The 25,414-nt window shown below is 71.9% G+C and carries 25 protein-coding genes; 14 read left to right on the plus strand and 11 right to left on the minus strand.

Annotated elements, in window-relative coordinates; all coding sequences use genetic code 11:
* The first annotated feature begins 76 nt into the window (after positions 1-76).
* Positions 77-700 carry a nucleotidyltransferase family protein gene (locus AC0B9F_RS08745; protein WP_472000064.1) on the plus strand — a complete coding sequence of 208 codons (624 nt, stop codon included), beginning with the start codon at positions 77-79 and terminating at the stop codon, positions 698-700.
* A gap of 222 nt (positions 701-922) precedes the next feature.
* Positions 923-2,548, plus strand: coding sequence for a malate synthase A (gene aceB, locus AC0B9F_RS08750; protein WP_472000066.1), 1,626 nt, complete (start codon positions 923-925; stop codon positions 2,546-2,548).
* 56 nt (positions 2,549-2,604) lie between these two features.
* Here the strand turns inward: aceB and AC0B9F_RS08755 are convergent, their stop codons facing one another.
* Both AC0B9F_RS08755 and AC0B9F_RS08760 read right to left on the minus strand, forming a co-directional pair.
* Positions 2,605-3,510: a HipA family kinase gene (locus AC0B9F_RS08755; RefSeq protein WP_472000069.1), complete on the minus strand. Its 906-nt coding sequence runs from the start codon at positions 3,508-3,510 to the stop codon at positions 2,605-2,607.
* Positions 3,511-3,530: 20 nt separating this feature from the next.
* The gene (locus AC0B9F_RS08760) at positions 3,531-5,054 is read right to left on the minus strand and encodes an IucA/IucC family protein (RefSeq protein WP_472000071.1); all 1,524 of its coding nucleotides are present in this window, start codon (positions 5,052-5,054) and stop codon (positions 3,531-3,533) included.
* A gap of 91 nt (positions 5,055-5,145) precedes the next feature.
* On the opposite strand from AC0B9F_RS08760, the gene AC0B9F_RS08765 reads away from it, so the two are divergent.
* From AC0B9F_RS08765 to AC0B9F_RS08775, 3 genes are read left to right on the plus strand one after another with little or no spacing between them, the layout of a single operon-like run.
* The gene (locus AC0B9F_RS08765; RefSeq protein ID WP_472000073.1) at positions 5,146-6,633 is read left to right on the plus strand and encodes an IucA/IucC family protein; all 1,488 of its coding nucleotides are present in this window, start codon (positions 5,146-5,148) and stop codon (positions 6,631-6,633) included.
* Positions 6,634-6,678: 45 nt separating this feature from the next.
* The gene (locus AC0B9F_RS08770) at positions 6,679-7,941 is read left to right on the plus strand and encodes a VWA domain-containing protein (protein ID WP_472000075.1); all 1,263 of its coding nucleotides are present in this window, start codon (positions 6,679-6,681) and stop codon (positions 7,939-7,941) included.
* A complete protein-coding gene (locus AC0B9F_RS08775; RefSeq protein WP_472000078.1) occupies positions 7,941-8,753 on the plus strand; it encodes a hypothetical protein in 813 nt (270 codons plus the stop codon). The genes AC0B9F_RS08770 and AC0B9F_RS08775 overlap by 1 nt, the downstream gene beginning before the upstream one ends.
* 28 nt (positions 8,754-8,781) lie before the next feature.
* On the opposite strand, the gene AC0B9F_RS08780 is transcribed toward AC0B9F_RS08775, so the two are convergent.
* The gene (locus tag AC0B9F_RS08780) at positions 8,782-9,423 is read right to left on the minus strand and encodes a winged helix-turn-helix transcriptional regulator (protein ID WP_472000080.1); all 642 of its coding nucleotides are present in this window, start codon (positions 9,421-9,423) and stop codon (positions 8,782-8,784) included.
* Between the two features lie 81 nt (positions 9,424-9,504).
* Between AC0B9F_RS08780 and AC0B9F_RS08785 the strand changes: the two genes are divergently transcribed.
* The 5 genes from AC0B9F_RS08785 to AC0B9F_RS08805 all read left to right on the plus strand — a co-directional run bounded on the left by AC0B9F_RS08785 (position 9,505) and on the right by AC0B9F_RS08805 (position 13,161).
* Positions 9,505-10,713 (plus strand): pyridoxal phosphate-dependent aminotransferase, encoded by a 1,209-nt coding sequence (locus AC0B9F_RS08785; RefSeq protein ID WP_472000082.1) that lies wholly within the window; start codon positions 9,505-9,507, stop codon positions 10,711-10,713.
* A gap of 133 nt (positions 10,714-10,846) precedes the next feature.
* On the plus strand, positions 10,847-11,380 hold the full coding sequence (locus AC0B9F_RS08790; RefSeq protein WP_472000084.1) for an HAD domain-containing protein: 534 nt from the start codon (positions 10,847-10,849) through the stop codon (positions 11,378-11,380).
* A 3-nt stretch (positions 11,381-11,383) separates the two neighbouring features.
* Positions 11,384-11,983 (plus strand): histidine phosphatase family protein, encoded by a 600-nt coding sequence (locus tag AC0B9F_RS08795; RefSeq protein ID WP_472000086.1) that lies wholly within the window; start codon positions 11,384-11,386, stop codon positions 11,981-11,983.
* A 54-nt stretch (positions 11,984-12,037) separates the two neighbouring features.
* Complete coding sequence (locus tag AC0B9F_RS08800) at positions 12,038-12,667, plus strand: hypothetical protein (RefSeq protein ID WP_472000089.1); 630 nt, start codon at positions 12,038-12,040, stop codon at positions 12,665-12,667.
* Between the two features lie 71 nt (positions 12,668-12,738).
* Positions 12,739-13,161 carry an acyl-CoA thioesterase gene (locus tag AC0B9F_RS08805; RefSeq protein ID WP_472000092.1) on the plus strand — a complete coding sequence of 141 codons (423 nt, stop codon included), beginning with the start codon at positions 12,739-12,741 and terminating at the stop codon, positions 13,159-13,161.
* A 111-nt stretch (positions 13,162-13,272) separates the two neighbouring features.
* Here AC0B9F_RS08805 and AC0B9F_RS08810 read toward each other — a convergent pair whose 3' ends face one another.
* From AC0B9F_RS08810 to AC0B9F_RS08845, 8 genes are all read right to left on the minus strand, one after another.
* Complete coding sequence (locus tag AC0B9F_RS08810) at positions 13,273-14,640, minus strand: nucleobase:cation symporter-2 family protein (RefSeq protein WP_472000094.1); 1,368 nt, start codon at positions 14,638-14,640, stop codon at positions 13,273-13,275.
* Positions 14,641-14,859: 219 nt separating this feature from the next.
* Positions 14,860-16,245: an 8-oxoguanine deaminase gene (locus tag AC0B9F_RS08815; RefSeq protein WP_472000096.1), complete on the minus strand. Its 1,386-nt coding sequence runs from the start codon at positions 16,243-16,245 to the stop codon at positions 14,860-14,862.
* A gap of 69 nt (positions 16,246-16,314) precedes the next feature.
* Positions 16,315-17,727, minus strand: a complete 1,413-nt coding sequence (locus AC0B9F_RS08820) for a nucleobase:cation symporter-2 family protein (protein WP_472000099.1) — start codon at positions 17,725-17,727, stop codon at positions 16,315-16,317.
* A gap of 65 nt (positions 17,728-17,792) precedes the next feature.
* Positions 17,793-18,728, minus strand: coding sequence for a factor-independent urate hydroxylase (gene pucL / locus AC0B9F_RS08825; protein ID WP_472000101.1), 936 nt, complete (start codon positions 18,726-18,728; stop codon positions 17,793-17,795).
* 8 nt (positions 18,729-18,736) lie between these two features.
* On the minus strand, positions 18,737-19,138 hold the full coding sequence (gene uraH / locus AC0B9F_RS08830) for a hydroxyisourate hydrolase (protein WP_472000104.1): 402 nt from the start codon (positions 19,136-19,138) through the stop codon (positions 18,737-18,739).
* A gap of 8 nt (positions 19,139-19,146) precedes the next feature.
* On the minus strand, positions 19,147-19,656 hold the full coding sequence (uraD, locus tag AC0B9F_RS08835; RefSeq protein ID WP_472000106.1) for a 2-oxo-4-hydroxy-4-carboxy-5-ureidoimidazoline decarboxylase: 510 nt from the start codon (positions 19,654-19,656) through the stop codon (positions 19,147-19,149).
* 481 nt (positions 19,657-20,137) lie between these two features.
* Entirely contained in the window at positions 20,138-20,506 is a 369-nt protein-coding gene (locus tag AC0B9F_RS08840) for a helix-turn-helix domain-containing protein (protein WP_472000108.1), read from the minus strand.
* On the minus strand, positions 20,503-20,760 hold the full coding sequence (locus AC0B9F_RS08845) for a YkoF family thiamine-binding protein (RefSeq protein ID WP_472000112.1): 258 nt from the start codon (positions 20,758-20,760) through the stop codon (positions 20,503-20,505). Before AC0B9F_RS08845 ends, AC0B9F_RS08840 begins: the two co-directional genes overlap by 4 nt.
* A 208-nt stretch (positions 20,761-20,968) precedes the next feature.
* Here AC0B9F_RS08845 and AC0B9F_RS08850 point away from each other — a divergent pair, with 208 nt between their 5' ends.
* The 4 genes from AC0B9F_RS08850 to AC0B9F_RS08865 all read left to right on the plus strand — a co-directional run bounded on the left by AC0B9F_RS08850 (position 20,969) and on the right by AC0B9F_RS08865 (position 25,262).
* The gene (locus AC0B9F_RS08850) at positions 20,969-21,808 is read left to right on the plus strand and encodes a TIM barrel protein (protein WP_472000114.1); all 840 of its coding nucleotides are present in this window, start codon (positions 20,969-20,971) and stop codon (positions 21,806-21,808) included.
* A gap of 72 nt (positions 21,809-21,880) precedes the next feature.
* Positions 21,881-22,771 (plus strand): 2-hydroxy-3-oxopropionate reductase, encoded by an 891-nt coding sequence (locus AC0B9F_RS08855; RefSeq protein WP_472000117.1) that lies wholly within the window; start codon positions 21,881-21,883, stop codon positions 22,769-22,771.
* Positions 22,772-22,974: 203 nt separating this feature from the next.
* A complete protein-coding gene (locus tag AC0B9F_RS08860; RefSeq protein ID WP_472000120.1) occupies positions 22,975-24,438 on the plus strand; it encodes a catalase in 1,464 nt (487 codons plus the stop codon).
* A gap of 563 nt (positions 24,439-25,001) precedes the next feature.
* Positions 25,002-25,262, plus strand: a complete 261-nt coding sequence (locus AC0B9F_RS08865; protein WP_472000123.1) for a hypothetical protein — start codon at positions 25,002-25,004, stop codon at positions 25,260-25,262.
* Positions 25,263-25,414: the final 152 nt, after the last annotated feature.

Genomic DNA, 25,414 nt, shown 5'->3' on the forward strand with positions numbered 1-25,414 from the left:
TGCGCCAGTCCGCTGCGTCATCAAGTTGCTGCGCTGAGTGAACCCGTGGCCCCATGCGGTGCGGTATGCAGGGCGTATGACGACACCTCGCCCCCAAGCCAACAGAAATCCCAGGCACACCGTCGCCGGGCTGCTGCTCGCCGCCGGGGGCGGCCGGCGACTCGGCGGCCGGCCCAAGGCGCTGCTGGAGCACCGGGGGCGGCCGCTGGTCGAGCACGCCGCCGGGGTGCTGCGGGCGGCCGGCTGCACGCGCGTGCACGTGGTGCTGGGGGCCGCCGCCGACGCCGTACGGGAGAAGGCGCGGCTCGAGGGGTGTGTGCTCGTGGAGAACCCGGAGTGGGAGCAGGGGATGGGGTCCTCCCTGCGGGCCGGGCTCGGTTCGCTGGCCGGGAGCGAGGCGCAGGCCGCCCTCGTGTCGCTGGTCGACCAGCCGGGGATCGGGACGGAGGCCGTCGCGCGGGTGCTCGGGGCCTTCGAGGACGAGCACACCCTCGCGTCGGCCGCCTACGACGGCGTGCGCGGGCATCCGGTGCTGCTGGGCGCGGACCACTGGGCGGGCGTCGCGGCGACCGCCACCGGCGACCACGGGGCACGCGTCTATCTGCGCGAGCACGCGCGTGAGATACGGCTCATCGAGTGCGGGGATGTGGCGCGGCCGTACGACATCGACACGGAGGCCGACCTGGGCCACCTTCAGTGAACGGGGTGGCACCGAGCGCCACCTTTGCTCGACTCAGAGAATCTCGACATCAACAAACCATTGAACTTCCACCATGCGGTAACTACTATCCACTGTTCAGAAGCACCCGACCGCACAGCGGGTGCGAACCGCCCCCTTTCTGCCTGTAGGCACCGCGTGCCAGGGCAGAGTGGCGATGCACGTGGTTCGCTGAAACAGCCCCCCGTAAGGAAGTGACCGCTCATGTCCGCACCAGCGCCGTCCACGCTGGCCATCGTCGACGCCGAGCCCCTGCCCCGGCAGGAAGAGGTCCTCACCGACGCGGCGCTCGCCTTCGTGGCCGAGCTGCACCAGCGGTTCACGCCGCGCCGCGCGGAACTCCTCGCCCGCCGTGCCGAGCGCCGCGCCGAGATCGCCCGCACCTCCACGCTCGACTTCCTGCCGGAGACGGCCGCCATCCGCGCGGACGACTCCTGGAAGGTCGCCCCGGCCCCGGCCGCGCTGCAGGACCGCCGTGTCGAGATCACCGGCCCCACGGACCGCAAGATGACCATCAACGCCCTGAACTCGGGCGCGAAGGTCTGGCTCGCGGACTTCGAGGACGCCTCCGCTCCCACCTGGGAGAACGTCGTCCTCGGCCAGCTCAACCTGATCGACGCCTACACCCGCAGCATCGACTTCACCGACCCGAAGTCGGGCAAGTCGTACGCGCTGAAGCCCAACGATCAGCTCGCCACGGTCGTCATGCGGCCGCGCGGCTGGCACCTGAGCGAGCGCCACCTCGTCGACGCCGACGGCACCGCGGTCCCGGGCGCCTTCGTCGACTTCGGCCTGTACTTCTTCCACAACGCCCAGCGCCTGCTCGACCTCGGCAAGGGCCCCTACTTCTACCTGCCGAAGACGGAGTCGCACCTGGAGGCCCGCCTCTGGAACGACGTGTTCGTCTTCGCGCAGGACTACCTCGGCATCCCGCAGGGCACCATCCGCGCCACGGTCCTGATCGAGACGATCACGGCGGCGTACGAGATGGAGGAGATCCTCTACGAGCTGCGCGACCACGCCGCCGGGCTGAACGCCGGCCGCTGGGACTACCTGTTCTCCATCGTCAAGAACTTCCGTGACGGTGGCGAGAAGTTCGTCCTGCCGGACCGCAACGCGGTGACGATGACCGCCCCGTTCATGCGCGCGTACACCGAACTGCTGGTGCGCACCTGCCACAAGCGCGGCGCGCACGCGATCGGCGGCATGGCGGCGTTCATCCCGTCCCGCAAGGACGCCGAGGTCAACAAGGTGGCCTTCGAGAAGGTCCGCGCCGACAAGGACCGCGAGGCCGGCGACGGCTTCGACGGCTCCTGGGTCGCCCACCCCGACCTGGTGCCGATCGCCATGGAGTCCTTCGACAAGGTCCTCGGCGACAAGCCGAACCAGAAGGACCGCCTGCGCGAGGACGTCCACGTCGAGGCGGCCGACCTGATCGCCATCGACTCCCTGGACGCCAAGCCCACCTACGACGGTCTGGTCAACGCCGTCCAGGTCGGCATCCGCTACATCGAGGCCTGGCTGCGCGGCCTCGGCGCCGTCGCGATCTTCAACCTGATGGAGGACGCGGCCACCGCCGAGATCTCCCGCTCCCAGATCTGGCAGTGGATCAACGCCGGCGTCGTCCTGGACAACGGCGAGAAGGTCACCGCCGGCCTCGCCCGCCAGGTCGCCGCGCAGGAACTGGAGAACATCCACAAGGAGATCGGCGACGAGGCCTTCGCCGCCGGCAACTGGCAGCAGGCGCACGACCTCCTGCTCCAGGTCTCCCTCGACGCCGACTACGCCGACTTCCTCACCCTGCCGGCGTACGAGCAGCTCAAGGGCTGAGACCCGGCCGCGTCGATCCGAGTGGCCCCGGGATCTCCCGGGGCCACTCGGTCCGTTCAGCCCAGGTGCGCCGACCAGTCCTGCTGCGCGGCGGGTTTGCCGTGCAGGTCGGGGACCTGTTTGAGCCAGTCCGGCCGGCCCGCCCGGGTGCGCGCCGCCCGCCGGGCCTCGTCCGCGGCCAGTTCCTCCCGGCTGGGGAAGCCGGTGGGCAGCCACGCCTGCGAGGCCCGCACGCGCGCGTGCAGGTACGCGACGTACGCCTCGCGCATCTCGTGGGGGCTCGCGAAGTCCGTCAGCCAGGCGTCGGGGACCTCGGCAACGATCGCGCGCAGCAGCTCCTCGGTCACCTGAGGCGCCAGTTCGGCGTCGGCGGCGCGCACGTCGGGGCCGTAGTGGCCGAGGGCGTGGTGGCGGAAGTCGTAGGCCTTCTCGGGGTCGGCGCCGTCCCAGCGGTGGTGGAAGACGAGGGCGGCGCCGTGGTCGATGAGCCACAGGCGCGGGGGTGCGACGCCGAGGACGGGCCACACCATCAGGTTGGAGCTGTGGACCGTGCGGTCGACGTTCGCGGTGAGCGCGTCGAGCCAGACGATCCGGCCGGCCTCCAGCGGGTCCACGGGGAAGGACCGCGCGACGTCGGGCGTGAAGTCGACCGCGCCCGGCAGGTGGTCCATGCCGAGGTTGAGCCCGCGGCTGGCGTCGTGCAGGTCCCGCACCTCCTGGTGGGGTTCGCCGGCGGCGATCGCCGGGTCGAAGTGCACGAGCACCAGCTCGGGGAAGCGCAGCCCCAGCGCCCGGGCCAGCTCCCCCACGATCACCTCGGCGACCAGCGCCTTGCGCCCCTGCGCCGAGCCGGTGAACTTCACGACGTAGGTGCCGTCGTCGTCCGCCTCGACGATCGCGGGCACCGAACCGCCCGACCTCAGCGGGGTCACATAGCGAACAGCGGTCACATCGCGCAGCACACCGGCCAGCCTACGGCAGGTCAGGTCCGGGCCAGCGGGTTGGGCAGCGGCCGGTAGCGGGCCGCCGCACCGTCCGCCGCGCTCCAGCGCAGCAGCAGGTTGGTCTTGCCGGGCAGGGTCGGTGCGGAGAGCAGCGCGGTGACCTCGGGCAGGCCGTGGCGGGCCAGTTCGCGGCGGGCCGCCGGCCACGGGTCCAGGCCGGGGTGGTGCTCGGCGAGCGCGGCGGCGACCTCGGTGAGGTGGTTGACGACCAGGCAGTACACCAGCCGCTCCCACCCGGCCTCCGGTGACACCTCGGGCAGCAGCTTCACGCCCTCGGCGTCCCGGAAGAGGGCCTGCACGGGCATTCCGCCGGCGTCGACCGCGACCAGCGTGTTCTGCAGATGCGCCTCCAGGACGACGCCGTGGTCGGCGAAGGCGGCGAGGGCGGGCGGCACGACCGCGCGCAGGTACGCCTCCCACCAGGCCGCCGGGTCGGCCGCGGCGGCGAGCGGGCTGCCGTCGAACCCCTCCACCAGGCCGGCCGCGAGCAGCGGCGTCGCGGCGGGCAGGACGGCCCCGCCCAGGCCGTCACGGACGACGACGGCCAGCTCCTCGAAGGCGAAGCAGGCCGTGCGGTAGCCGCGGTCGCTCAGCCAGGCCGCCGGGCCGCCGAGCGCCGCGAACGCGTGCGTGACGGCCTTGTCCGTACGGCGCAGCCGGCGCAGGTCGTGCTCCCACAGCCGGCGGACGTCGTTGGTGATCCGCACATCGAGGCTGAACTTCAGGAAGAGGTCCCGCTCCGGCGCGTACACGGTGCGGATAGCGGCCGTCGGCCACACCGGGGACGCGGTCGTGCCCAGCCGGATCAGACGGCCGTCGGCGAAGGCGCCGGCGAGGGCGGGCGCGGCCAGCCGCAGCTGCCAGGGGTGGGCGGGCAGCAGCCGGTAGCCGGGCGGGGCCTCGCCGAGCGCGTCGAGGGCGGTGGTGTCGCCCTCCTGCACGACCGAGTCCGCGCGCACGCCGAGCAGGTGCAGCGGGAAACGGGCGTGCGCCTCGGGGGCGTACGGCAGCCAGGCGGCCGGCGGGCCGCCGCCGCGCGCCTTGGGGGCGGGGTGGTGGGGGTGACCGGTGATCAGGGACTGCTCGGAGCGCAGGTACGCGTCGGCGGGCGCGGGGGCGCCGTCGCGCGCGGCCAGCAGGGCTTCGACCACGTCCCGGCTGTCGGTCATCTCGGCGGGCAGGGCCGGGTTGGCGAGCCCGGTGTGCCGGTGCAGCTCGTCCGCGACGAGGGCGACCAGGGCACGGTGGTCCAGCGGCCGCCAGACGCCGTCCGTGTGCACCTCGGGCCGGGCGGGCCGGCGTGTGCCGCGCACCCGCAGCAGCCGGCCGGAGCCGGCCAGCCGGTGCACCCGCCAGGCCCCGTCGGCGCCCACCGGTTCGGCGGCCTCGCGCAGCAGGCAGTTCAGCAGGGGCGCCGCCGCATAGGCGTCGGCCCGGGCCGCGAGGTCGTCACGCGGCCGGAAATCGCCGATGGTGGGAGGCAGGAGGTCCACGCGATCCACTCGTTCCTTACGGTCCTGTCGGTCGGAGACGATCAGTATCCCCGCCGTCACGCCCCGCGTGACGCCGTCCGCGTACCCGAGGAGCCCGCCCGTGCACCGACCCCCCACCGCCGAGGCGGAGGTCGCCGCAGAACTCGCCGCCGAGCGCCCCGGCCTGGTGACCCCGTACCGGGCCGCGCTGCCCGGCGCGCGCGCCGCCGTCCTGACCCGCCTGTGGCGCGGCCTCTGTCATGAGCCGCTGCCCTGGATCACGCGCCGCGAGGAGAGCGGCGACGGCCTCACCCTGCACCTGGCGGACGGCCGCCGGCTGCACGGCCCGACGCCGGACCCGTACGCCACCGACGCCTGCGTCACCGCCGTACACCTCGACGGGGTGACGTACGAGCGGCCGGAGCGGCTGATGACGGACCTGGCGGTGCCGCACGCGGCGGGGTTCGCGACCGAGCTGGGGCACAGCGTCGCCTCGCTCGCGCTGTCCCGCGCCGGGCAGGAGGGGTTCGCGCAGGGGCGGCCCGTACTGGGCTGGGAGTGGGAACAGCGGGTCGTCGACGGGCACCCCTACCATCCGTGCTGCCGCTCGCGGCCCGGTTTCTCGGTGGCGGAGCAGCTGGCGTACGCGCCAGAGCACCGGCCGGTGGTGGAGCTGGAGCTGCTGGCGGTGCCGGCGCGGCACTGCCTGGTGGCCGACGGGTGGCCGCAGGGGCTGCGGGACGGGGAGCGGCTGCTGCTGCCGGTGCATCCGTGGCAGGCGGCGCATGTGCTGAAGCGGACCGGCCGGGCCACGCTCGCCGCGCATCCGCTGATGGCGCTGCGCACCCTCGCGCTGCCCGGCGGCCCGCATGTGAAGACCGCGCTGAGCGCCCGGCTGACGTCCTCGGTGCGGGACATCTCGGTCGGCTCGGTGCGCATGGCGGCCTCGCTGTCGGAGTTCGGCGAGCGGCTCGCCGGGCACACCGACGGCCTGCTGCACGTCACGCGCACGCTCGGCGCGGCGACGGCCCACTCCCCCGACCTGGCGGCGCAGCTGCGCGAGGCGCCGGAGGTGTACGCGGGGCCCGGTGAGGAGGTCGTACCGGTGGCGGCTCTCGAAGGCCCGCACTCCCCCGTCTGGCTGGCGGACCTCGCCCGGCTGGCCCTGACCGTGGGGCTGCGGCTGCTGGAGCTGGGCGCGGCGCTGGAGGCGCACGGGCAGAACCTGCTGGTGGTGCTGGGCCCGGCGGGCGAGCCGCGGCGGCTGGTCTACCGGGATCTGGCCGACATCCGCGTCAGTCCGGCCCGGCTGGCCCGGCACGGTATCGCGGTCCCCGGCGACCTCGCGGGCCGGATCGTCACGGACGACGTGACGGCGTTGCGGCGCAAGCTGTTCGGCTCCCTGGTGGCGGGTGCGCTGGCCGCCACCGCGGGCGACGGCCCCGCGCTGCGGGGGGCGCTGGCGGTGGCCGTACGGGATCTGCCCCCGACGCCCGACCTGGTGGCGCTGTGTCAGGAGCCGCTGCCCAGCAAGGCGTTGACGCTGATGCGGCTGACGCCGGACGTGCCCGGGGACCAGTGGACGGGGCTCCCCTCGCCGTTCGCCTGACGGACCGTTTTGGAGCCGGGGCGCGGAGATCAATAAGATCCGCCGATGATCAGAAGACAACGGCTGGCGGCGGGCGTCGGCGCCCTGCTCGCCGCGCTGGCGGCCGGGCTCGCGTTCCCGGCCGGGGCGGTCGCCGACGAGACCACCGCAAGCGCGCCGAAGGTCGACCTCGTGATCGACGTCAGCGGGTCGATGCGGACGCGGGACATCGACGGGCAGTCGCGCATGTCGGCGGCCAAGCAGGCGTTCAACGAGGTGCTGGACGCGACGCCCGAGGAGGTGCAGCTCGGCATCCGCACGCTGGGCGCCACCTACCCGGGCGACGACCGGCAGACCGGCTGCAAGGACACCGCGCAGCTGTACAAGGTCGGCCCGCTGAACCGCACCGAGGCCAAGACCGCGGTGGCCACGCTCAGCCCGACCGGCTGGACGCCGATCGGGCCGGCCCTGCTGAAGGCGGCCGGGGACCTGGACGGCGGCACCGGCTCCAAGCGGATCGTGCTGATCAGCGACGGCGAGGACACCTGCGCCCCGCTCGACCCGTGCGAGGTGGCCCGGGAGATAGCGGCCAAGGGCATCGGCCTGACCATCGACACGCTCGGCCTGGTGCCGAACGTGAAGATGCGCCGGCAGCTCAGCTGCATCGCCGAGGCCACCGGCGGCACCTACACGTCGGTGGAGCACACCGGCGAACTCGCCGACAAGGTGAACCAGTTGGTGGACCGGGCGGCCGACCCGGTGGTCACGCCGGTCGCCACCGACGGCGCGTCCTCGTGCGGGAAGGCGCCGGCGCTGAACTCCGGTCTGTACTCCGACCGCGAGGAGTTCGGGCAGCAGCGCTGGTACCGGGTGGACGTGAAGCCCGGCCAGGAACTGCGCGCCTCGGTGAGCCTGGCCGCGGACCGCTCACTGCACCCGGACTACGGGGTGCTGCTGCGCGCGGTCACGGTGCACGGCCGGGAGATCGTGCGCGGTGAGGCGGCCGGAACGGGCCGTGCCGACGTGATCTCGACGGGTCTGCGCTATCCGAAGGCCGACAGTGATGACGAGAACGCGCCGGCGGAGACGGTGTGCCTCGCGGTGACGAACTCCTTCTCGGCCGCGCCCGGTGTGAAGACCACGCCCGGCATGCCGCTGGAGCTGACCGTGGACGTCGTGAACGGCCCGTCGCACGCCGACGACGTGGCGTCCTTCGGTCTCGGCCGCGGCTGGTGGCTGCTCGGCCTGCTGGTGCTGATCGGCTTCCTCGCGGGTGTGGTGTGGGGCTGGCTGTCGCGCTGGCGTGTCGCGGTGTGGAGGACGAACTGATGAGAATCACGCACGCGTTGGGTGCGGCCCTGCTGACGCTCGGCCTCGCCGCCGCCCCCGCGGCGGCCGACTCCTCCCCGTCCGCGAGCCCGTCCGGGGCCGCCTCCGCCCCCGCGTCGGCGGGCACGTCGTTCCGTACGGCGACGGAGGTGGAGCAGGGGCAGACGGCCACCGCGAGCGCCTCCACGGGTGACTACCTGTACTGGTCGTTCCCGGCGGACGCCAAGCAGCGGCCCACCGTGAAGGCGACGGTGAAGCTGCCGCAGACGCACACGACGCAGACCTGGCAGGTCGACGTGTACGACGGCCTCAGGCGCCGTCAGGCCTGCCAGTACGGCGCGCAGACCCGCACGGCGGACGCGGGGACGTCCTCGCTGGAGCTGACCTGTGTGCTGCGCACGGTGCGCGCCTGGTCGGAGCCGTGGGCGAACGACCCGCTGCCCGGCACGTACTACGTCCGGCTGACGGCGGTGGCCGTGCAGACGGCCGACCTCGGCCGGCCCGTGAACGCCGAACTGCGGGTGGAGTCCAAGGACATCGGCGGCGCGGCGGCCGTGGACGGCCGGCTGGCCGAGCCGCTGGTGCCGGGCGTCGCGGTCACGGCGCGGCCGGACGACCAGCCGACGTCCGACTCGAAGAAGGCGGCCGTGCTGGCGAGCGTCGAGCCGGACGGCGGCTGGTCGTCCGGCTGGTGGTCCGACCGCTGGGTGTGGACCGCGATCGGCGGCGTGCTGGCCGCGCTCGCGGGCATCGGCGGGTACGCGCTGACGCGCGGGCGGGGACGCCCGTCCTACGTGCCGCCGAACGCCTGACGGAGCGTCGAGGGGCCCGCCGCGTGTGTCATGCGGCGGGCCCCTCGCGCAGTTCCTTGGCGAGGGCGCCGTCACCGGACACCTCGACGCGGCCGAGCCGGATCGCGTCGGTGAGGCCCATCTCGCCGCGGGAGATCTCCGCGCAGGTCGCGGAGTCCATGACGAGCCGGGCGTCGATCTCGCCGGGCGCGGCGCCGTCGCCGAGGAGCGGGCCCTCCTCGGCTCCGGCGTGCAGATGGAACACGCCCTCCTCCAGCCGCACTTCGACCAGCCCCTGTCCCTCGATCGCGCGCAGCAGCGGCAGGGCGAACCAGTGCGCGCGGACGGCGTCGGTGGGCCGCCGCTCCCCCAGTTCGGCCTCGCCCCAGGCGCCGAGGGCCTGGAGGACGGGCAGCAGTTCCCGTCCGCGGGGCGTCAGTTCGTAGACGAAAGCGGCTCCCGGTGGGGGCAGCCGGCGCCGGGTGGCGAGGCCGCCCTGTTCCATGTCCTTCAGCCGTGAGGCGAGCACGTCCGTGCTGACGCCCGGCAGGTCGGCGTGCAGGTCGGTGTAGCGGCGCGGTCCGGCGAGCAGCTCCCGGACGATCAGCAGGGTCCAGCGGTCGCCGACGAGGTCGAGGGCGCGGGCGGCGGAGCAGTACTGGTCGTAACTACGGCGAGTGCGGGGTGACATGCGACGCAGTCTAGACATGTTGTTGGACTTTCCAAGCTCGCACTTGGTAAAACCAAGCACCACGAGTTTCCGGAGGGGCCCATGGAGTTCCGGCAGTCGAACAAGCTCAGCGAGGTCTGTTACGAGATCCGCGGCCCGGTGATCGAGCACGCCAACGCGCTCGAGGAGGCCGGGCACAGCGTGCTGCGGCTGAACACCGGCAACCCGGCCGTCTTCGGCTTCGAGGCGCCGGAGGAGATCCTCCAGGACATGATCCGGATGCTGCCGCAGGCGCACGGCTACACCGACTCGCGCGGCGTCCTCTCCGCCCGCCGCGCGGTCGCCCAGCGCTACCAGACCCTCGGCCTCCAGGTCGACGTCGACGACGTGTTCCTCGGCAACGGCGTCAGCGAACTGGTCTCGATGGCCGTGCAGGCGCTGGTGGAGGACGGCGACGAAATCCTCATCCCCGCCCCGGACTTCCCACTGTGGACCGCCGTGACGACCCTCGCGGGCGGCAAGGCGGTGCACTACCTGTGCGACGAGCAGGCCGAGTGGTACCCGGACCTCGCCGACATGGAGTCGAAGATCACCGGCCGCACCAAGGCGGTCGTCCTCATCAACCCCAACAACCCCACCGGCGCGGTCTACCCGAAGGAGATCGTCGAGGGCGTCCTCGACCTGGCGCGCCGGCACGGCCTGATGGTCTTCGCCGACGAGATCTACGACCAGATCCTGTACGACGACGCCGTGCACCACTCGGCCGCCGCGCTCGCCCCCGACCTGGTCGTCCTCACCTTCTGCGGCCTGTCCAAGACGTACCGCGTGGCCGGCTTCCGCTCCGGCTGGGTCGTGGTCACCGGCCCGAAGCAGCACGCGAAGGACTACCTGGAGGGCCTGACCATGCTGGCCTCCATGCGCCTGTGCGCCAACGTGCCCGCCCAGTACGCCATCCAGGCCGCGCTCGGCGGCCGGCAGTCCATCCGCGAGCTGACCGCGCCCGGCGGCCGGCTGCGGGAGCAGCGGGACGTGGCGTGGGAGAGGCTGAACGAGATTCCGGGCGTGTCGTGCGTGAAGCCCAAGGGCGCCCTGTACGCCTTCCCGCGTCTGGACCCCAAGGTCCACAAGATCCACGACGACGAGAAGTTCGTCCTCGACCTGTTGCTGCGCGAGAAGATCCAGGTCGTCCAGGGCACCGGCTTCAACTGGCCCGCTCCCGACCACTTCCGCATCCTGACCCTGCCGCACGCCGAGGACCTGGAGGCGGCGATCGGCCGGATCGGACGGTTCCTGAGCGGGTACCGGCAGTAGCGGCGTCGCGGTGGGATCCGCCTCGGGGTGGGATCCGCCTCGGGGTGGGATCCGCCTCGGGGAGGTTCCGGCCTCATAGTGGAACCGGCCTCGTGGGGGTGGATCGGCCGCCGCGCACGGGTATGCCCTCACCATGACCGGCCAGCCGCTGCTGCTCCTCGACGTCGACGGACCGCTGAACCCCTTCCGTGCCCGGGTGCTGCGGCATCGCGGGTACGTCACCTGCCGGCTGCGGCCGGCGAACTGGTCGGCGCGGCAGAAGCCGGAGTCGTGGCGGCTGCGGCGGGGACTGCGGGTGCGGCTGCATCCCGGGCACGGGGCGCGGCTGCTGGCGCTGCCGTACGAACTGGTATGGGCGACCACCTGGATGCACGAGGCCAACCGGATGATCGGGCCGGTGATCGGGCTGCCGGGCGATCTGCCGGTGATCGAGTTCCCGAAGCCGTTCGCGCAGGACCCGGAGGGGCTGTGCTGGAAGACACGGCACGTGCTCGCGTGGGCAGCGGGGCGGCCGTTCGTATGGGTGGACGACATGGTCACCGACCTCGACGTGCGGCACGTCGCCGAGCACCACGGCGGCCCCGCCCTGCTGCTCACGATCGACGCGCGCAGGGGACTGCGGGAGTCCGACTTCGCGCGGCTGGAGGAGTGGGCCCGTAGCCTGTGAGGTGTGGGTGATCTCTTTCTGGTCCGGCACGGGGAGACCGAATGGTCGCGGTCCGGCCGGCACACCGGGTTGACGGACGTGCCGCTGACCGAGCACGGGCGTGAGGAGGCGCGGCGGCTGGTGCCGCTGATCCGCTCGCACCGGATCGGGGCCGCGTTCGTCAGCCCCCTGCAGCGGGCCCGCGAGACGGCCGAGCTGATCGGGGTGCGCGACGCGCGCGTGGACGCCGATCTGCGCGAGTGGGACTACGGCGGGTACGAGGGCGTCACCACCGTGCAGATCCGGCGGGAACGGCCGGGGTGGTTCCTGTTCACGGACGGGGTCGCGCCCGGGCCGCCGGAGCACCCGGGGGAGAGCCCGGAGCAGGTCGGGGAGCGGGCCGACCGGATGCTCGGCAAGGTGGACGCCGCCCTCAACAACACCGAGGGAATCGTCCTGCTCATCGCCCACGGCCACTTTCTGCGGGTGCTGACCGCCCGGCGGCTGGGGCTGCCGCCGCAGCACGGGGCGCTGTTCCAGCTGTCCACCGGTGCGCTGGGCCGGCTGGGCACCGAGCACGGGCGGCCGGTGATCGCCGGCTGGAATGTCAGACCCCCGGCGTAGCCTGCGAAGCGGATGAGATCCCGGCAGCGGGACCCGCGCAGGAAGGAGCACGCCGTGACCCGACCGCCCACCGCCGCCCAGCGGCGGGTCATCGACGCCGCCGACCCCGTCACCGGACGGCTGCGCGGCACTCCGGCACAGCTCGCGACGCTGGTCGGACACGGGCTGGCGTTCCGGCACCCGCGCCCGCCCCACGAGCACTTCCTGACCCCGGCCGGGCACCGGATACGGCAGACGCCGGAGGCCGCGCCGCCCGAGCCGGCTCCCGCGCAGCCCGTCGGCGGGGTGTTCGCCGCGCGGCCGGGCGGCGAGCAGGAGCCGCCGGACACCGGCCCCGCCCGGGTGCGTGAGGTGCACAGCGCCTGGCAGGGGCTGCTGGAGCTGCGCCGGATGACCCATCCGGACGGCGCCGTGGACCGCCCGTGCGGCTGGGAGCGTACGCATCTGGTGCAGGCCGCGGCGCTCGCCCTGGAGGCGGCGGGGCAACGGCCCGCCGGGGGCGGGCAGGACGGGTACCGGGTGCGGACGACCCCGCAGCCGGAGGCCGTCGCCGTGCACGCGGACGACCCGGACGCCCTGCGCGGCTGCGCCGCCGCTCTGGAGCGGGCGGGCTGGCAGGCCGGCGAGTACACCGAGCCCCGCACCCGGGCCCGGTATCTGCTCGCCTCCCCGCGCCGGGTGTGAGGAGTCCAGGCGTCCGCTGTGCGGGGCGTGCCAAGATCGGTGGGCAGTGCAAGGAACGCGAAGGGGAAGTGATGAGCGAGCCGTTCTCCGTCCAAATCACCGTCCGCGGATACGAGACCGACGTACAGGGGCACCTGAACCAGAGCGTGTACCTCAACTACGCGGAACACGCGCGCTGGTCGCTGCTGCAGGCGGCCGGCATCACCCAGGCCGGGCTGGTCGCCACCGGGGTCGGTCCGGTCTCCCTGGAGACCACGATCCGCTACCGGCGGGAACTGCTCGCCGGGGACGAGGTCGATGTGACGTGCGCCTTCGAGTGGGGCGACGGCAAGACCTTCCGCATACAGCAGACGATCCGCAAGACGGACGGCACGGTCGCCGCCGAGATCACGGCGGTCGGCGGACTGCTCGACCTGAAGGCCCGCCGCCTGGTGGCGAACCCGCAGGACCACTTCAAGGAACTCTCCGCCGATCCCAGCCTGTTCGGGCTGTGACCGCTGCGCGTCGAGGACCGCGGACGACGGCGGGCGGCGCCCATGGGAAAAGGCCGGGGGTGACGGTGGTCGTTCCGTCTCCCCCGGCCCGTCAAGGCGTCACCGTGGGTCTCAGTGCGCAGCGGCGATCTCCTCCCCCGCCTCCATGGGGTGGGTGACGTCCTGGGCCTCGCGGCCCTTGCCGAGGTGGTTGAAGAGCATGTTGAGCACCACGGCCGTGACGCAGCCCGTCGAGATGCCCGAGTCCAGGACGATCTTCGCGGTCTCCGGGAAGGAGTGGTAGAAGTCCGGCGCGGTGATCGGGATGATGCCGACGGCGAGGGAGACGGCGACGATCAGGACGTTGTTGTCCCGGTCGAGGCCGGCCCGCACCAGGGTCTGGATGCCGCTCGCCGCGACCGAGCCGAACAGCACCACGCCGGCGCCACCGAGGACCGGGCGGGGCACGACCGCGATCAGCGAGGCGGCCATCGGGCACAGGCCCATCAGGACCAGGAAGCCGCCGCCGGTGGCGACGACGTACCGGCTGCGGATCTTCGTCATCGCGACCAGGCCGATGTTCTGCGCGAAGGCGCTGCACATGAAGCCGTTGAACAGCGGGCTGATCGCCGAGCCGAGGGTGTCGGCCCGCAGGCCGGCCGCGATGGTCTTCTCGTCTGCGGGACGCTCGACGATCTCACCGAGCGCCAGCATGTCGGCGGTCGACTCGGTCATCGAGACCACCATCACCACGCACAGGGAGAGGATCGCCGCGAGCTGGAACTGCGGGGCGCCGAAGTGGAACGGGGTGGGGAAGCCCACGACGGCGGCGTCACCGACGGGGCTGAAGTCCGTGACGCCGAAGGGTATCGCGATGAGCGTGCCGGCTATCAGGCCGAGCAGCACGGCGATCTGCTTGACGAACCCCGTGGTGAAGCGGCGCAGCAGCAGCACGATCAGCAGGGTGATGCCGGCCAGGGTCAGGTAGGTCCCCGAACCGTAGTCGTGCGCCTTGGGGTTGGGGCCCTGGGCCCAGCCGAAGGCGACCGGGAGCAGGGACACGCCGATCAGGGTGATCACGGAGCCGGTGACGACCGGCGGGAAGAAGCGGAGCGCCTTGCTGAAGAGGGGAGCCGCGAGGAAACCGAGCAGACCGGCGACGATGACCGCGCCGAAGATGATCGGCAGGGCATCGGACTTGTCGTGGGTGGAGGCGGCCACCGCGGTCATCGGGGCGACACCGGCGAAGGTGACGCCGTTGACGAACGGCAGCCGGGCGCCGATCTTCCAGATGCCGAGGGTCTGCAGGAACGTGGCGAGGCCCGCGGTGAACAGGCAGGCGCCGGTGAGGAACGTCAGGTCGGTGCCGGACAGGCCTACGGCCGCACCGACGATCAGGGGTGGTGCGACAACTCCGGCGTACATGGCGGCCACATGCTGAAGGCCACTGGTCGCCATTTTCAGGGCGGGGAGTTTTTCGTCTACGGGGTGGGCGGCCACAGCTGCTCCTCCGGGCGGCTAACACGTCGTGAGGCGACGTGGATTTCATGGAGGTGGTGCGAGGGTCGTGCGGGACCGTGACGGGGGGCGGCGCGGGTGAGCGGTGAGACCGTTCCGGGGCGCGCGTTCACGCGCGCCCCGGAGACGGCTGCCGTGGATCCCGCTCGGATCCACGGGTCCGGCCGGGAGCCGTCCCTCCCTGCCGGAGTCTGGTGGGGATCAGCCCAGTGAGCTGATCCGGGCGAGGCGCTGAGCCTCCTCGCGGGTGGAGCGGGCGACGGCGTCCTCGTCGACGGTGAGCAGGCGCCCGTCCTCGACGATCTGCCGGCCGTTCACGAAGGACGCGGTGACCGGGGCGGCCGCGCCGAAGACCAGCGCGGTCACCGGGTCGGCGATGGAGGCGTGGGCGAGCGTGTCCATCCGCCACAGCACCACGTCGGCCAGCTTGCCCGCCTCCAGCGAGCCGATCTGGTCGGCCCGGCCGAGCACCCGCGCGCCGCCGTGGGTGCCGAGGCGCAGCGCCTGGCGGGCGTTCAGCGCGGCCTCGCGGTGCGCGCCGAGGCGGTTGATCAGCAGGGCGTTGCGCAGCTCGGTGTGGAGTTCGCCGGACTCGTTGGAGGCGGTGCCGTCGACGCCGAGGCCGACCGGGACGCCCGAGGCGAGCATGTCGGGGACGCGGGCGATGCCGGCCGCGAGACGGGCGTTGGACGACGGGCAGTGGGCGACGCCGGTCTTCGTACGGGCGAACGCGGCGATGTCGGAGTCGCTCATGTGGACGCAGTGCGCCATCCACACGTCCTCACCGAGCCAGCCCGTCGACTCGAAGTAGTCGGTCGGGCCCATGCCGAACAGCTCGTGGCAGAACTTCTCCTCCTCCACGGTCTCCGAGCCGTGGGTGTGCAGCCGCACGCCGAGCCGGCGGGCCAACCGGGCGCCCTCGCGCATGAGTTCGGTGGAGACGGAGAACGGCGAGCAGGGCGCGACGGCCACCTGGGTCATCGCGTCGAAGGAGGCGTCGTGGTGCTTGGTGACGGTGTCCTCGGTCGCCGCGAGCGCATCCTCCAGCGTCTCCACCGCGAAGTCCGGCGGCAGCCCGCCGTCCTTGACGCTGCGGTCCATCGAGCCGCGGGCCAGCGTGAACCGCACGCCCATCTCGGCGGCGGCCTTGATGATCGCGCCGGACAGGTCGCCGGACCGTTGCGGGAACACGTAGTGGTGGTCCATCGCGGTGGTGACACCGCCGCGGGCCATCATGGCGAGCGATCCCTGCGCGGCCGAGTAGCACATCTCCTCGTCGACGCGCGCCCACGTCGGGTACAGCGCGACCAGCCAGTCGAACAGGTTGTGGTCGGTGGCCAGGCCCCGGGTGATCCACTGGTAGAAGTGATGGTGGGTGTTGACCAGACCGGGCGTGGCCAGATGACCGCTCGCGTCGATCCGGCGCACCACGTTCTCCAGGCCCTCGGGGGCCTTCCCGGCGCCGACCGACTCGATCCTGTTCCCGGCGAGGACGAGGTGCCCCGACGCGTACTCGGTGTCGTCCGCGTCCACGGTGGCGATCGCACAGTTCTCGATGACGAGGCGCTGGGCTGCCGATGGTGCCATCGTGCTTCCTTGTCTTTCAGTGGCGGCCCGTGGACGCGGCGGTGTCCACGGGGAGGGCACGGCAGGACCCTAGGAGGATTTGAGTGCCGGGGCCGGCTGGCCGCTCCGGGTGCCGAGATGGTGGAAGAACAAGTTGAGCAGGACCGCGACGAGCGCGCCGGCGCTGATGCCGGAGCCGAGCACGGTCTGCGCCCAGGCGGGGAAGTCGGCGTAGAAGGTGGGGGCGGCCAGCGGGATGATGCCCGCGCCGAGCGCCACGGCCACCAGGATGATGTTGGAGCTGTCGTCCAGGCCCGCTTCCGACAGGGTGCGGATGCCGCTGACGGCGATCGAGCCGAACAGGACGATGCCCGCGCCGCCGAGGACCGGCATGGGGACCAGGGAGACGACCGCGCCGAGGACCGGGAAGGCGCCGAGGACGAGCAGGGTCGCGCCGGCGACGGCGACGACGTAGCGGCTGCGCACGCGGGTCAGTGAGACGACGCCGACGTTCTGTGCGAAGGCCGAGGTGGGGAAGCCGCCGAAGATGGGCCCGATCAGGGTGGCGATGCCGTCGGTGCGCAGGCCCCGGGTGATCGTCCGGGCGTTGGCGCGGCGGTCGCAGATCTCGCCGAGGGCCAGCATGCCGGCGGACGACTCGGTCATCAGCACCAGCATCACGATGCACAGCGACAGGATCGCCGCGGGCTGGAACTCGGGCGCGCCGAAGGCGAACGGCGTGGGCAGCGCGGCCAGCGGCGCCGACTTGAAGGCGCTGAAGTCGGCCATGCCGAACGGGATGGCGGCCAGGGTGCCGATGAGCAGTCCGAACAGCAGGGCGACCTGCTTGACGAAGCCCTTCCCGAAGCGCTGGATGAGCAGGATCACCGCGAGGGTGAAGCCGGCGAGCGCGAGGTGCTTCATGGCGCCGAAGTCGGCTGCGGTCTTGTCGCCGCCCTGCGCCCAGCTGACGGGCACGGGCATCAGGGTGACGCCGATGAGCGTGATGACGACGCCGGTGACCAGCGGCGGGAAGAAGCGCAGCAGCCGACCGAAGAAGGGGCCGACGGCCAGGCAGAAGACACCGGCGACCATCACCGCGCCGTAGATCGCGGGGAGTTGGTGGCCCTTGTCGTTGGTCTCGGCGATCGCGAGGATCGGCGCGATGCCGGCGGAGGAGGCGGCGTTGACGAAGGGCAGCCGGTTGCCGACGAAGCCCTTGACGCCGATGGTCTGGAGAATGGTCGCGACGCCCGCGATGAGCAGGGAGGCGGCGATCAGCCTGGTGCGGCCCGCGATGTCGAGCCCGCAGGCCTGACCGATGATGAGCGGAGGAGTGACAACGCCTGCGTACATGGCGGCGATGTGCTGGAGCGCGGCGGGGACGAGCCGCGAGAGGTGGAGCTTCTCGTCCACCGGGTGCACGGACGTGACGGCGTCCTCGGTGTGCACCGGCGGGGTGGAACAGGAGCCCTTCACCGGCTCCATTGCAGGCTGTGCCATTGTGTTCCCTCCGGTGTGGCGTGTCCCCGGCCCCGGCGGCCGGGGCCGGGGACACGCGTCCCGCGTCAGAGGTTGGTCATGTCGACCGGGATGAGCTGCTCGGCGCCGTCGCGCAGGATGGTGGCCTCGATCAGGCCGTAGGGGCGGTCGGCGGCGTAGTACACAGCGCCGTCCTTGGCCTCGTTGTCGATCCCGAAGGGCGACAGGTCCGAGCGGAAGTGGTGCTTGTTGGGCATCGAGAAGCGGATCTCGTCGACCTCGTCGCGGGAGTTCAGCACCCGCACGCCCATCTCGAAGAGGGTCTGCTGGAGCGAGTACGAGTAGGTCTCGGCGAACGCCTGCAGCGCGTGCTTGCGCACCCCGTTGTACGAGCGGTCCCAGTCGGGGGCGTGCGAGTCGACGCCGTCCCAGTTGTGCCGCCACCAGGTGGAGACGGTGGTGGCGAGGATACGGTCGTAGTCCTCCTTGAGGGTGGTGTACTTGTCCTTCAGGTAGCCCCAGAACTCGGAGTTCGTCGTGTTCAGGACGGTCAGGTCCTTGAACCCGGAGAGCACCTGGATGCCGTGGCCGTCGTAGGTGATCTCCGCGACGCGGGTCTCCTGGCCCTTGCGGACGAAGGAGTGCGCGATCTCGTCGGAGCCGACGAAGCGGGCGCCGGACTGCGAGGTCTCGATCCGCTCCCAGCCGTACTCCTCGACGCGGATACGGGCCCGGCTGATGGAGCCGGTGTTGTCCACGAAGTGGCGGGCGAGCTTGACGCCGAAGTCCTCGGCGCTCTCGATCCCGTGCTCCTTGGCGAAGGCGTACACCGTGTTCTTGGTGGTGTCGGTGGGCAGGACGTTCGCGTTCGAACCGCTGCGGTGGACCTCCTCCATGTCGCCGGACAGGGCGACGGAGACGTTCAGGTCCTTGATGTGGTGCGTGTCGCCATCACGCGTGATCTTGACAACGCGGTTCTCTGCCTTGCCGTACTGGTTCTGTCCCAGGACGAAACGGGTCATGGTGTCGGTCAGCTCCCTCGGTAAACGGAGTAGCCGAACGGGTTGAGCAGCAGCGGAACGTGGTAGTGCTCACCGGGCACCACCGCGAAGGCGATGGAGACCTCGGGGAAGAACACCGGCCTGCTGTTCTCGCTGTCCCGGAGCGCGGGGGCGTCCTGCTGGGCCGCGGCTTGTTTCTTGGCGAAGTACGTCTCGGTGTCGAAGTCGAGCCGTACGTGGGTGGTCCCCTCCGGCAGGGCCGGGAGGTCCTTGCACCGCCCGTCCGCGTCGGTGGCCGAACCGCCGAGTGCCTGCCAGTCCGCGTCGAGCCCGGAGCGGGCCGAGAGGTGGACGGCGACGGCCTCGGCGGGCCGGCCGACGGAGGTGTCCAGGATGTGCGTGGACACCGAGGCGGTGGTGCTGGTGCTCATGGCTGCTGTCAGTCCTCTTCGACGAGTCGTGCCAGTCGGATGCGGTTGATCTTGCCCAGCTCGGTGCGGACGATCTCCCGCTCCTGCTCCGGCGAGTTACCGATCCGCTCCTTGACGGCATCCCGCATCTGCTCACCGGTCCTGCCGGTGGCGCAGATCAGGAAGACATGGCCGAACTTCTCCTGGTACGCCAGGTTCAGTTCGAGCATCTCCGCCCTGAGCTCCTCGGTTGCGCCGGCCATGCCGCGCTGTTCCCGAGCGGAGGTGGGATCCCCCGGCTTGGGGCGGCCGATCGGCGGGTGCCCGGCCATGGCCTCCTGGAGGTCCTGCGCGGTCAGCTCCGCCATGGCGGCGTCGCTGGCTGCGTAGAGATCCTCGAGGTCGGCGTAGGGGCGGGCGGCCAGCAGCCGCCGCGCCCATGCCGTCGAGCTGCACGCCTCGAGGAGCGCGGCGCGGGCCGCGTCGTCCTCCGATGCGTTGAAGCGGGCCAGGCCCGGCGGCGTGGAAGTCGAAGTCACGGGTGCCTCCGTGGCCTTGTGCTGAACGGGCTGCGGATAGCTAACGCCCTCTGAAACATGACGTCAACAGTTTGTTGAAAATTCGGGGTAACAAATACGAGCCGTTGACGAACGGCTCCGCGGGGGGGGGGGAGGGGAGGGGGTGGTGCAGGTGGGTCGGCGGGGGTGTGCGGGGTGGGTGGGGGTGGAGGTGGGTTGGCGGGGGGTGTGCGGGGGGGTGGGGCCGCGGGGGGTGGGGCCGCAGGGAGGCCGAGCGGTCAGTGCGGGCACCTCGCCGGGATCACCCGGGTCCGGCAGAGTCGGCGGGGCCGGCGCGAGGGGCGCCCGAGGGGGGAGCCGCCCGCGGCCGGCGGCGTCGCGGGAGGCAGGGGGCCGGGTCCGCCGGGCGCGGGATCGGCCGCCTCCGGTGGGATCGGGGGTGCGGGGCGCCGAGGATGTGACCGCGCCCGGCGGGGCCGGGCACCGGGCTGCCGGCGGAGCCCTACGCGCCCTTCTGGCGGTTCAGGTAGTTGTAGACCGTGAAGCGGCTGACGCCCAGCGCGCCGGCGACCGTTTCCACGCCGTGGCGGACCGAGAAGGCGCCGCGGCCCTCCAGTATGCGGACGATCTCCTGTTTGGCCTTGCGGTCCAGGTCCGCGAGCGGCATGCCCTTGCGGCGCTCCATCGCGGCCAGGATGTGGTCGAGGGAGTCGGCCAGCTGCGGCAGCCGTACGGCGACGACGTCCGTGCCCTCCCAGGCGAGCACGACGTCGTCGGGACGGGCCTCGTCCGGCGGCATCATCTCGCCGCCGATCGCATCGACCAGCGGCTTCACGGCCGCGATGAACGGCTCGTCCCCGGTACCGCTCACTCGTCCTCCCCGATCCCGTCGATCACGTTGACCTGCAGCGAGATGCGGGTGGCGCCGGCCGCGAGCGACTTGCGCAGCAGCGCGTCGACCGCGGTGAGCACGGCGTCCGCACCGCCCTCCGCCGTGTTGCCGAACGGGCCGACGTCCACGGCGTCCAGCTCGGCCGCCTCGACGACCTCGCGGGCGACCACGGCATGCGGCGGCGCCTCGTCGAGATCGAAGGGCTCGGTCGTGAACTCCACTCTCAATCGCACGCGCACAACCTAACGCCCGGCACGCGTTTTCGGGCAGCCTCCGCCGAACGCCTGACCGGGCCCGCACAGCGCCCCTCGCGCCGCCCCCCGCTGTCCGCTGACCGGGCCCCTCTTGACAAGGGGCGACACACGACGGCAATCTTCCATTACGCAGAAACGAACTTCCGTATTACGGAAACTCGACTAACGGAAGGGAGCGCGGCCCCCGATGGGATTCGCAGACCAGCGCTTCAACGTCAACCTGTCGATCCTCTTCACGGAACTCCCGCTCCTGGAGCGTCCCGCGGCCGCCGCCGCGGCCGGCTTCACCGCGGTCGAGCTGTGGTGGCCCTGGATCGAGACCCCCACCCCCGAGCAGTCCGAGCTCGACGCCCTGAAGAAGGCGATCGAGGAAGCGGGCGTACAGCTCACGGGCCTGAACTTCTACGCCGGGCAGCTGCCCGGCCCGGACCGCGGCGCCCTGTCGGTGCCCGGCGAGGAGTCGGAGAGGTTCCGCGCCAACATCGACGTGGCCATCGCCTTCGCCCAGTCCCTGGGCTGCACCACGTTCAACGCCCTGTACGGCAACCGCGTCGACGGCGTGGACCCGGCCGAGCAGGACGCGCTCGCCCTGGAGAACCTCGTCCTGGCGGCCCAGGCCGTCGGCCGGGTCGGCGGGACGATCCTGATCGAGGCCCTCAACCAGCCCGAGTCGCCGAAGTGCCCGATCGTGAGCGCACCCAAGGCGATCGAGATCGTCGACAAGCTGAACGAGGCGACCGGCCTCGGCAACGCCAAGTTCCTCATGGACCTGTACCACCTGTCCATGAACGGCGAGGACCTGCCGTCGGTCATCGAACAGTACGCGGCCAAGACCGGCCACGTGCAGATCGCCGACAACCCGGGCCGCGGCGCCCCCGGCACCGGCTCCCTGCCGCTGGAGGACCTCCTCGACCAGCTGACGAAGGCCGGTTACGACGGCTGGGTCGGCCTGGAGTACAAGCCGGGCGACAAGCCCAGCGCCGAGGCCTTCGAGTGGCTGCCGCGCGAGGCGCGCGCCGCCCGCTGAACCCCGGGGCGCCCGTCAGCCGGCGCCACCTCACCGACGTAGCACAGCAGTAATCAGAGAGGCACCCCCGTCATGAGCAACCTTCCCAAGATCGCCTGGATCGGCCTCGGCATCATGGGCTCCCCCATGTCCGAGAACCTGATCAAGGCGGGTTACCAGGTCACCGGTTACACCCTCGAGACGGAGAAGCTGGACCGCCTGGCCGCCGCCGGCGGCACCGCGGCCGGCTCGATCGCCGACGCGGTCAAGGACGCCGACGTGGTCATCACGATGGTGCCCGCGTCCCCGCAGGTCGAGGCCATCGCCTACGGCCCGGACGGCATCCTGGAGAACGCGAAGTCCGGCGCTCTGCTGATCGACATGTCCTCGATCACCCCGCAGACCTCCGTCGACCTGGCCAAGGCCGCCAAGGACAAGGGCGTCCGCGTCCTGGACGCCCCGGTCTCCGGCGGCGAGGCCGGCGCGATCGAGGCCGTACTGTCGATCATGGTCGGCGGTGAGCAGGCCGACTTCGACGAGGCCAAGCCGATCTTCGACGCCCTCGGCAAGACCATCGTGCTGTGCGGTCCGCACGGCTCGGGTCAGACCGTGAAGGCCGCCAACCAGCTGATCGTCGCCGTGAACATCCAGGCGTGCGCCGAGGCCGTGGTCTTCCTGGAGAAGTCCGGCGTGAACCTCGAGGCCGCGCTCGACGTCCTCAACGGCGGCCTGGCCGGCTCCACCGTGCTGACGCGGAAGAAGGACAACTTCCTCAACCGCGACTTCAAGCCGGGCTTCCGGATCGACCTGCACCACAAGGACATGGGCATCGTCACCGACGCCGCCCGCAACGTCGGCGCGGCCCTGCCGGTCGGCGCCGTGGTCGCCCAGCTGGTCGCCTCGCTGCGCGCCCAGGGCGACGGCGGTCTGGACCACTCGGCCCTGCTGCGGGCCGTCGAGCGCCTCTCCGGCGCCCAGGTCTGACCCTCCCGGATCTTCCGGGCCGTGGCGGCGTTCGACACCTGTCCCGTCGCGCCCACGCGCCGCCACGGCCCGGAACCACCCATGCCCACCACTTCAACAAAACGTTGAAATTTACTTCAACAAACTGTTGACGCTCCTGGTCGGGCGTCCCTACGCTCACTGCACCGTCACCAGGCTTCAGCAGTCCCGTTCGGAAGGTCCACATGTCGAAGCGCGTGCTCACGACCGAGTCCGGCGCCCCCGTCGCCGACAACCAGAATTCCGCCTCCGCCGGCGTCGGCGGGCCGCTCCTGATCCAGGACCAGCAGCTCCTGGAGAAGCTCGCGCGCTTCAACCGCGAGCGCATCCCGGAGCGTGTGGTGCACGCCCGCGGCTCCGGCGCCTACGGACACTTCGAGGTCACGGACGACGTCACCGGCTTCACGCACGCCGACTTCCTCAGCGAGATCGGCAAGCGCACCGAGGTGTTCCTGCGCTTCTCCACCGTGGCCGACTCGCTCGGCGGCGCGGACGCCGTCCGTGACCCGCGCGGCTTCGCCCTGAAGTTCTACACCGAAGAGGGCAACTACGACCTCGTCGGCAACAACACCCCGGTGTTCTTCATCAAGGACCCGATCAAGTTCCCCGACTTCATCCACTCGCAGAAGCGCGACCCGTTCACGGGCAAGCAGGAGCCGGACAACGTCTGGGACTTCTGGGCCCACTCCCCCGAGGCCACGCACCAGATCACCTGGCTGATGGGTGACCGCGGCATCCCGGCGTCCTACCGCCACATGGACGGCTTCGGCTCGCACACCTACCAGTGGACGAACGCCAAGGGCGAGGCCTTCTTCGTCAAGTACCACTTCAAGACGAACCAGGGCATCCGCTGCCTGACCGGCGACCAGGCCGCCGAGCTCGCGGGCAAGGACCCCAACTCCCACCAGACGGACCTGCTGCAGGCCATCGAGCGCGGGGTGTACCCGTCCTGGACCCTCCACGTCCAGCTCATGCCGGCGGCCGAGGCGGCGAACTACCGCTTCAACCCGTTCGACCTGACCAAGGTGTGGCCGCACAGCGACTACCCGCTGCAGCGCGTGGGCCGCCTGGTGCTGGACCGCAACCCGGACAACGTCTTCGCCGAGGTCGAGCAGGCCGCGTTCTCCCCGAACAACTTCGTGCCGGGCATCGGTCCGTCGCCGGACAAGATGCTCCAGGGCCGTCTGTTCGCCTACGCGGACGCCCACCGCTACCGCCTGGGCGTGAACCACACCCTGCTGCCGGTCAACTCGCCGAAGGCCGTTCCGGGCGGCGCCCGGAACTACGGCCGCGACGGTCTCATGGCGCTCAACGCCCAGGGCCGCGACGCGAAGAACTACGAGCCGAACTCCTACGACGGCCCCGTCGAGACCGGCCGCCCGCTGTCGGCGCCGCTCGCGGTCTCCGGTCACACCGGCACCCACGCGGCCCCGCTGCACACCAAGGACGACGACTTCTTCCAGGCCGGCGAGCTGTACCGGCTGATGTCGGAGGAGGAGAAGTCCCGCCTGATCGCGACCATCGCCGGCGGCCTGTCGCAGGTCTCCCGCAACGACGTGGTCGAGAAGAACCTGGCCCACTTCCACGCCGCCGACCTCGAGTACGGCAAGCGCGTGGAGGAGGCGGTCCGCGCCCTGCGCGAGGACTGATCCTCCAGGCCCGTGAAGCTGCGTCCGGACCCGGCGGGGAGGCCGGGATCCGGACGCGCAGGACCCGCCGCCACGCGATCCGGATGAGGGGTGATCGCGGGGCATGGCGGGCAGGGCGAGGACCGCGGCGGCGTGCGAGCCAGTGCGGTGGTGAAGGAAACGTGACTCCCTTGCCGACGTGAGGCAAGGTGTCCGGCTCCGTCGCATACGCCGCGGTCCCAGCCCCTCGCCCCCTCGGGGGCCCATCAGACTCCGTCCGGCGGCGCGAATGTCCTGTCGCGCCCAGTCTCGCGCCGTCGGGCGGTCTCAACCGAACAAGCCTCACCGGCCGAGCGGCGCCGGATGCGGACGGTCCCGCATCCGGCGCCGCTTGGCGTTTTCCGGGGGATGGGCGCACGGAGCCCTGAGTTCACGGGGTTCTGAGTTCACGGCCTTCTGAGTACACGGCATTCTGAGTCCGCCGGGCGCGGCCGTGCACCGGCGTCGGTTCGCCCGGCTCGGCGTTCGCCCGTCTCGGCCTTCGCCGGGGTGCGGCGGCGCCGGGGCGGCAGCAGCCTTGAGACATGACGCACGCAACGGAGCACCCGCACGTCGTGGTGCACCCGCCGGCCCTGGACGGCTCGCGGCGGGTCACCGAGGGCGACGAGACGCTGGGCGTCGCCACGCACATCGACGACGTCGCCGAGATCCTGCGGCTGGCCGACCTGTACGTGACGGACGTGGCGGAGAGCGAGTTCGTCGAATGGCAGGGCGGCGGCCCCGACGACTGGCCGGGCCTGTCGGAACACCACGAGTCCACGGGCGACGTGCGCAAGGGGCCGTAGCGCTCGCGCGCGACCCCCACGCCCCGCTCTGAGCCTGCCCCGGAGGGCTTCCGCGCCCGCACGTCGTGAGCGAGCCGGGTGTTGTCCCGGACCCCACGACGAGGCCGCCTGCTGCGGGCGGGGCCATGGGCCGCCGTCACGGTCCCCCGGAG

The sequence above is a fragment of the Streptomyces sp. NPDC097129 genome, from assembly GCF_055668065.1.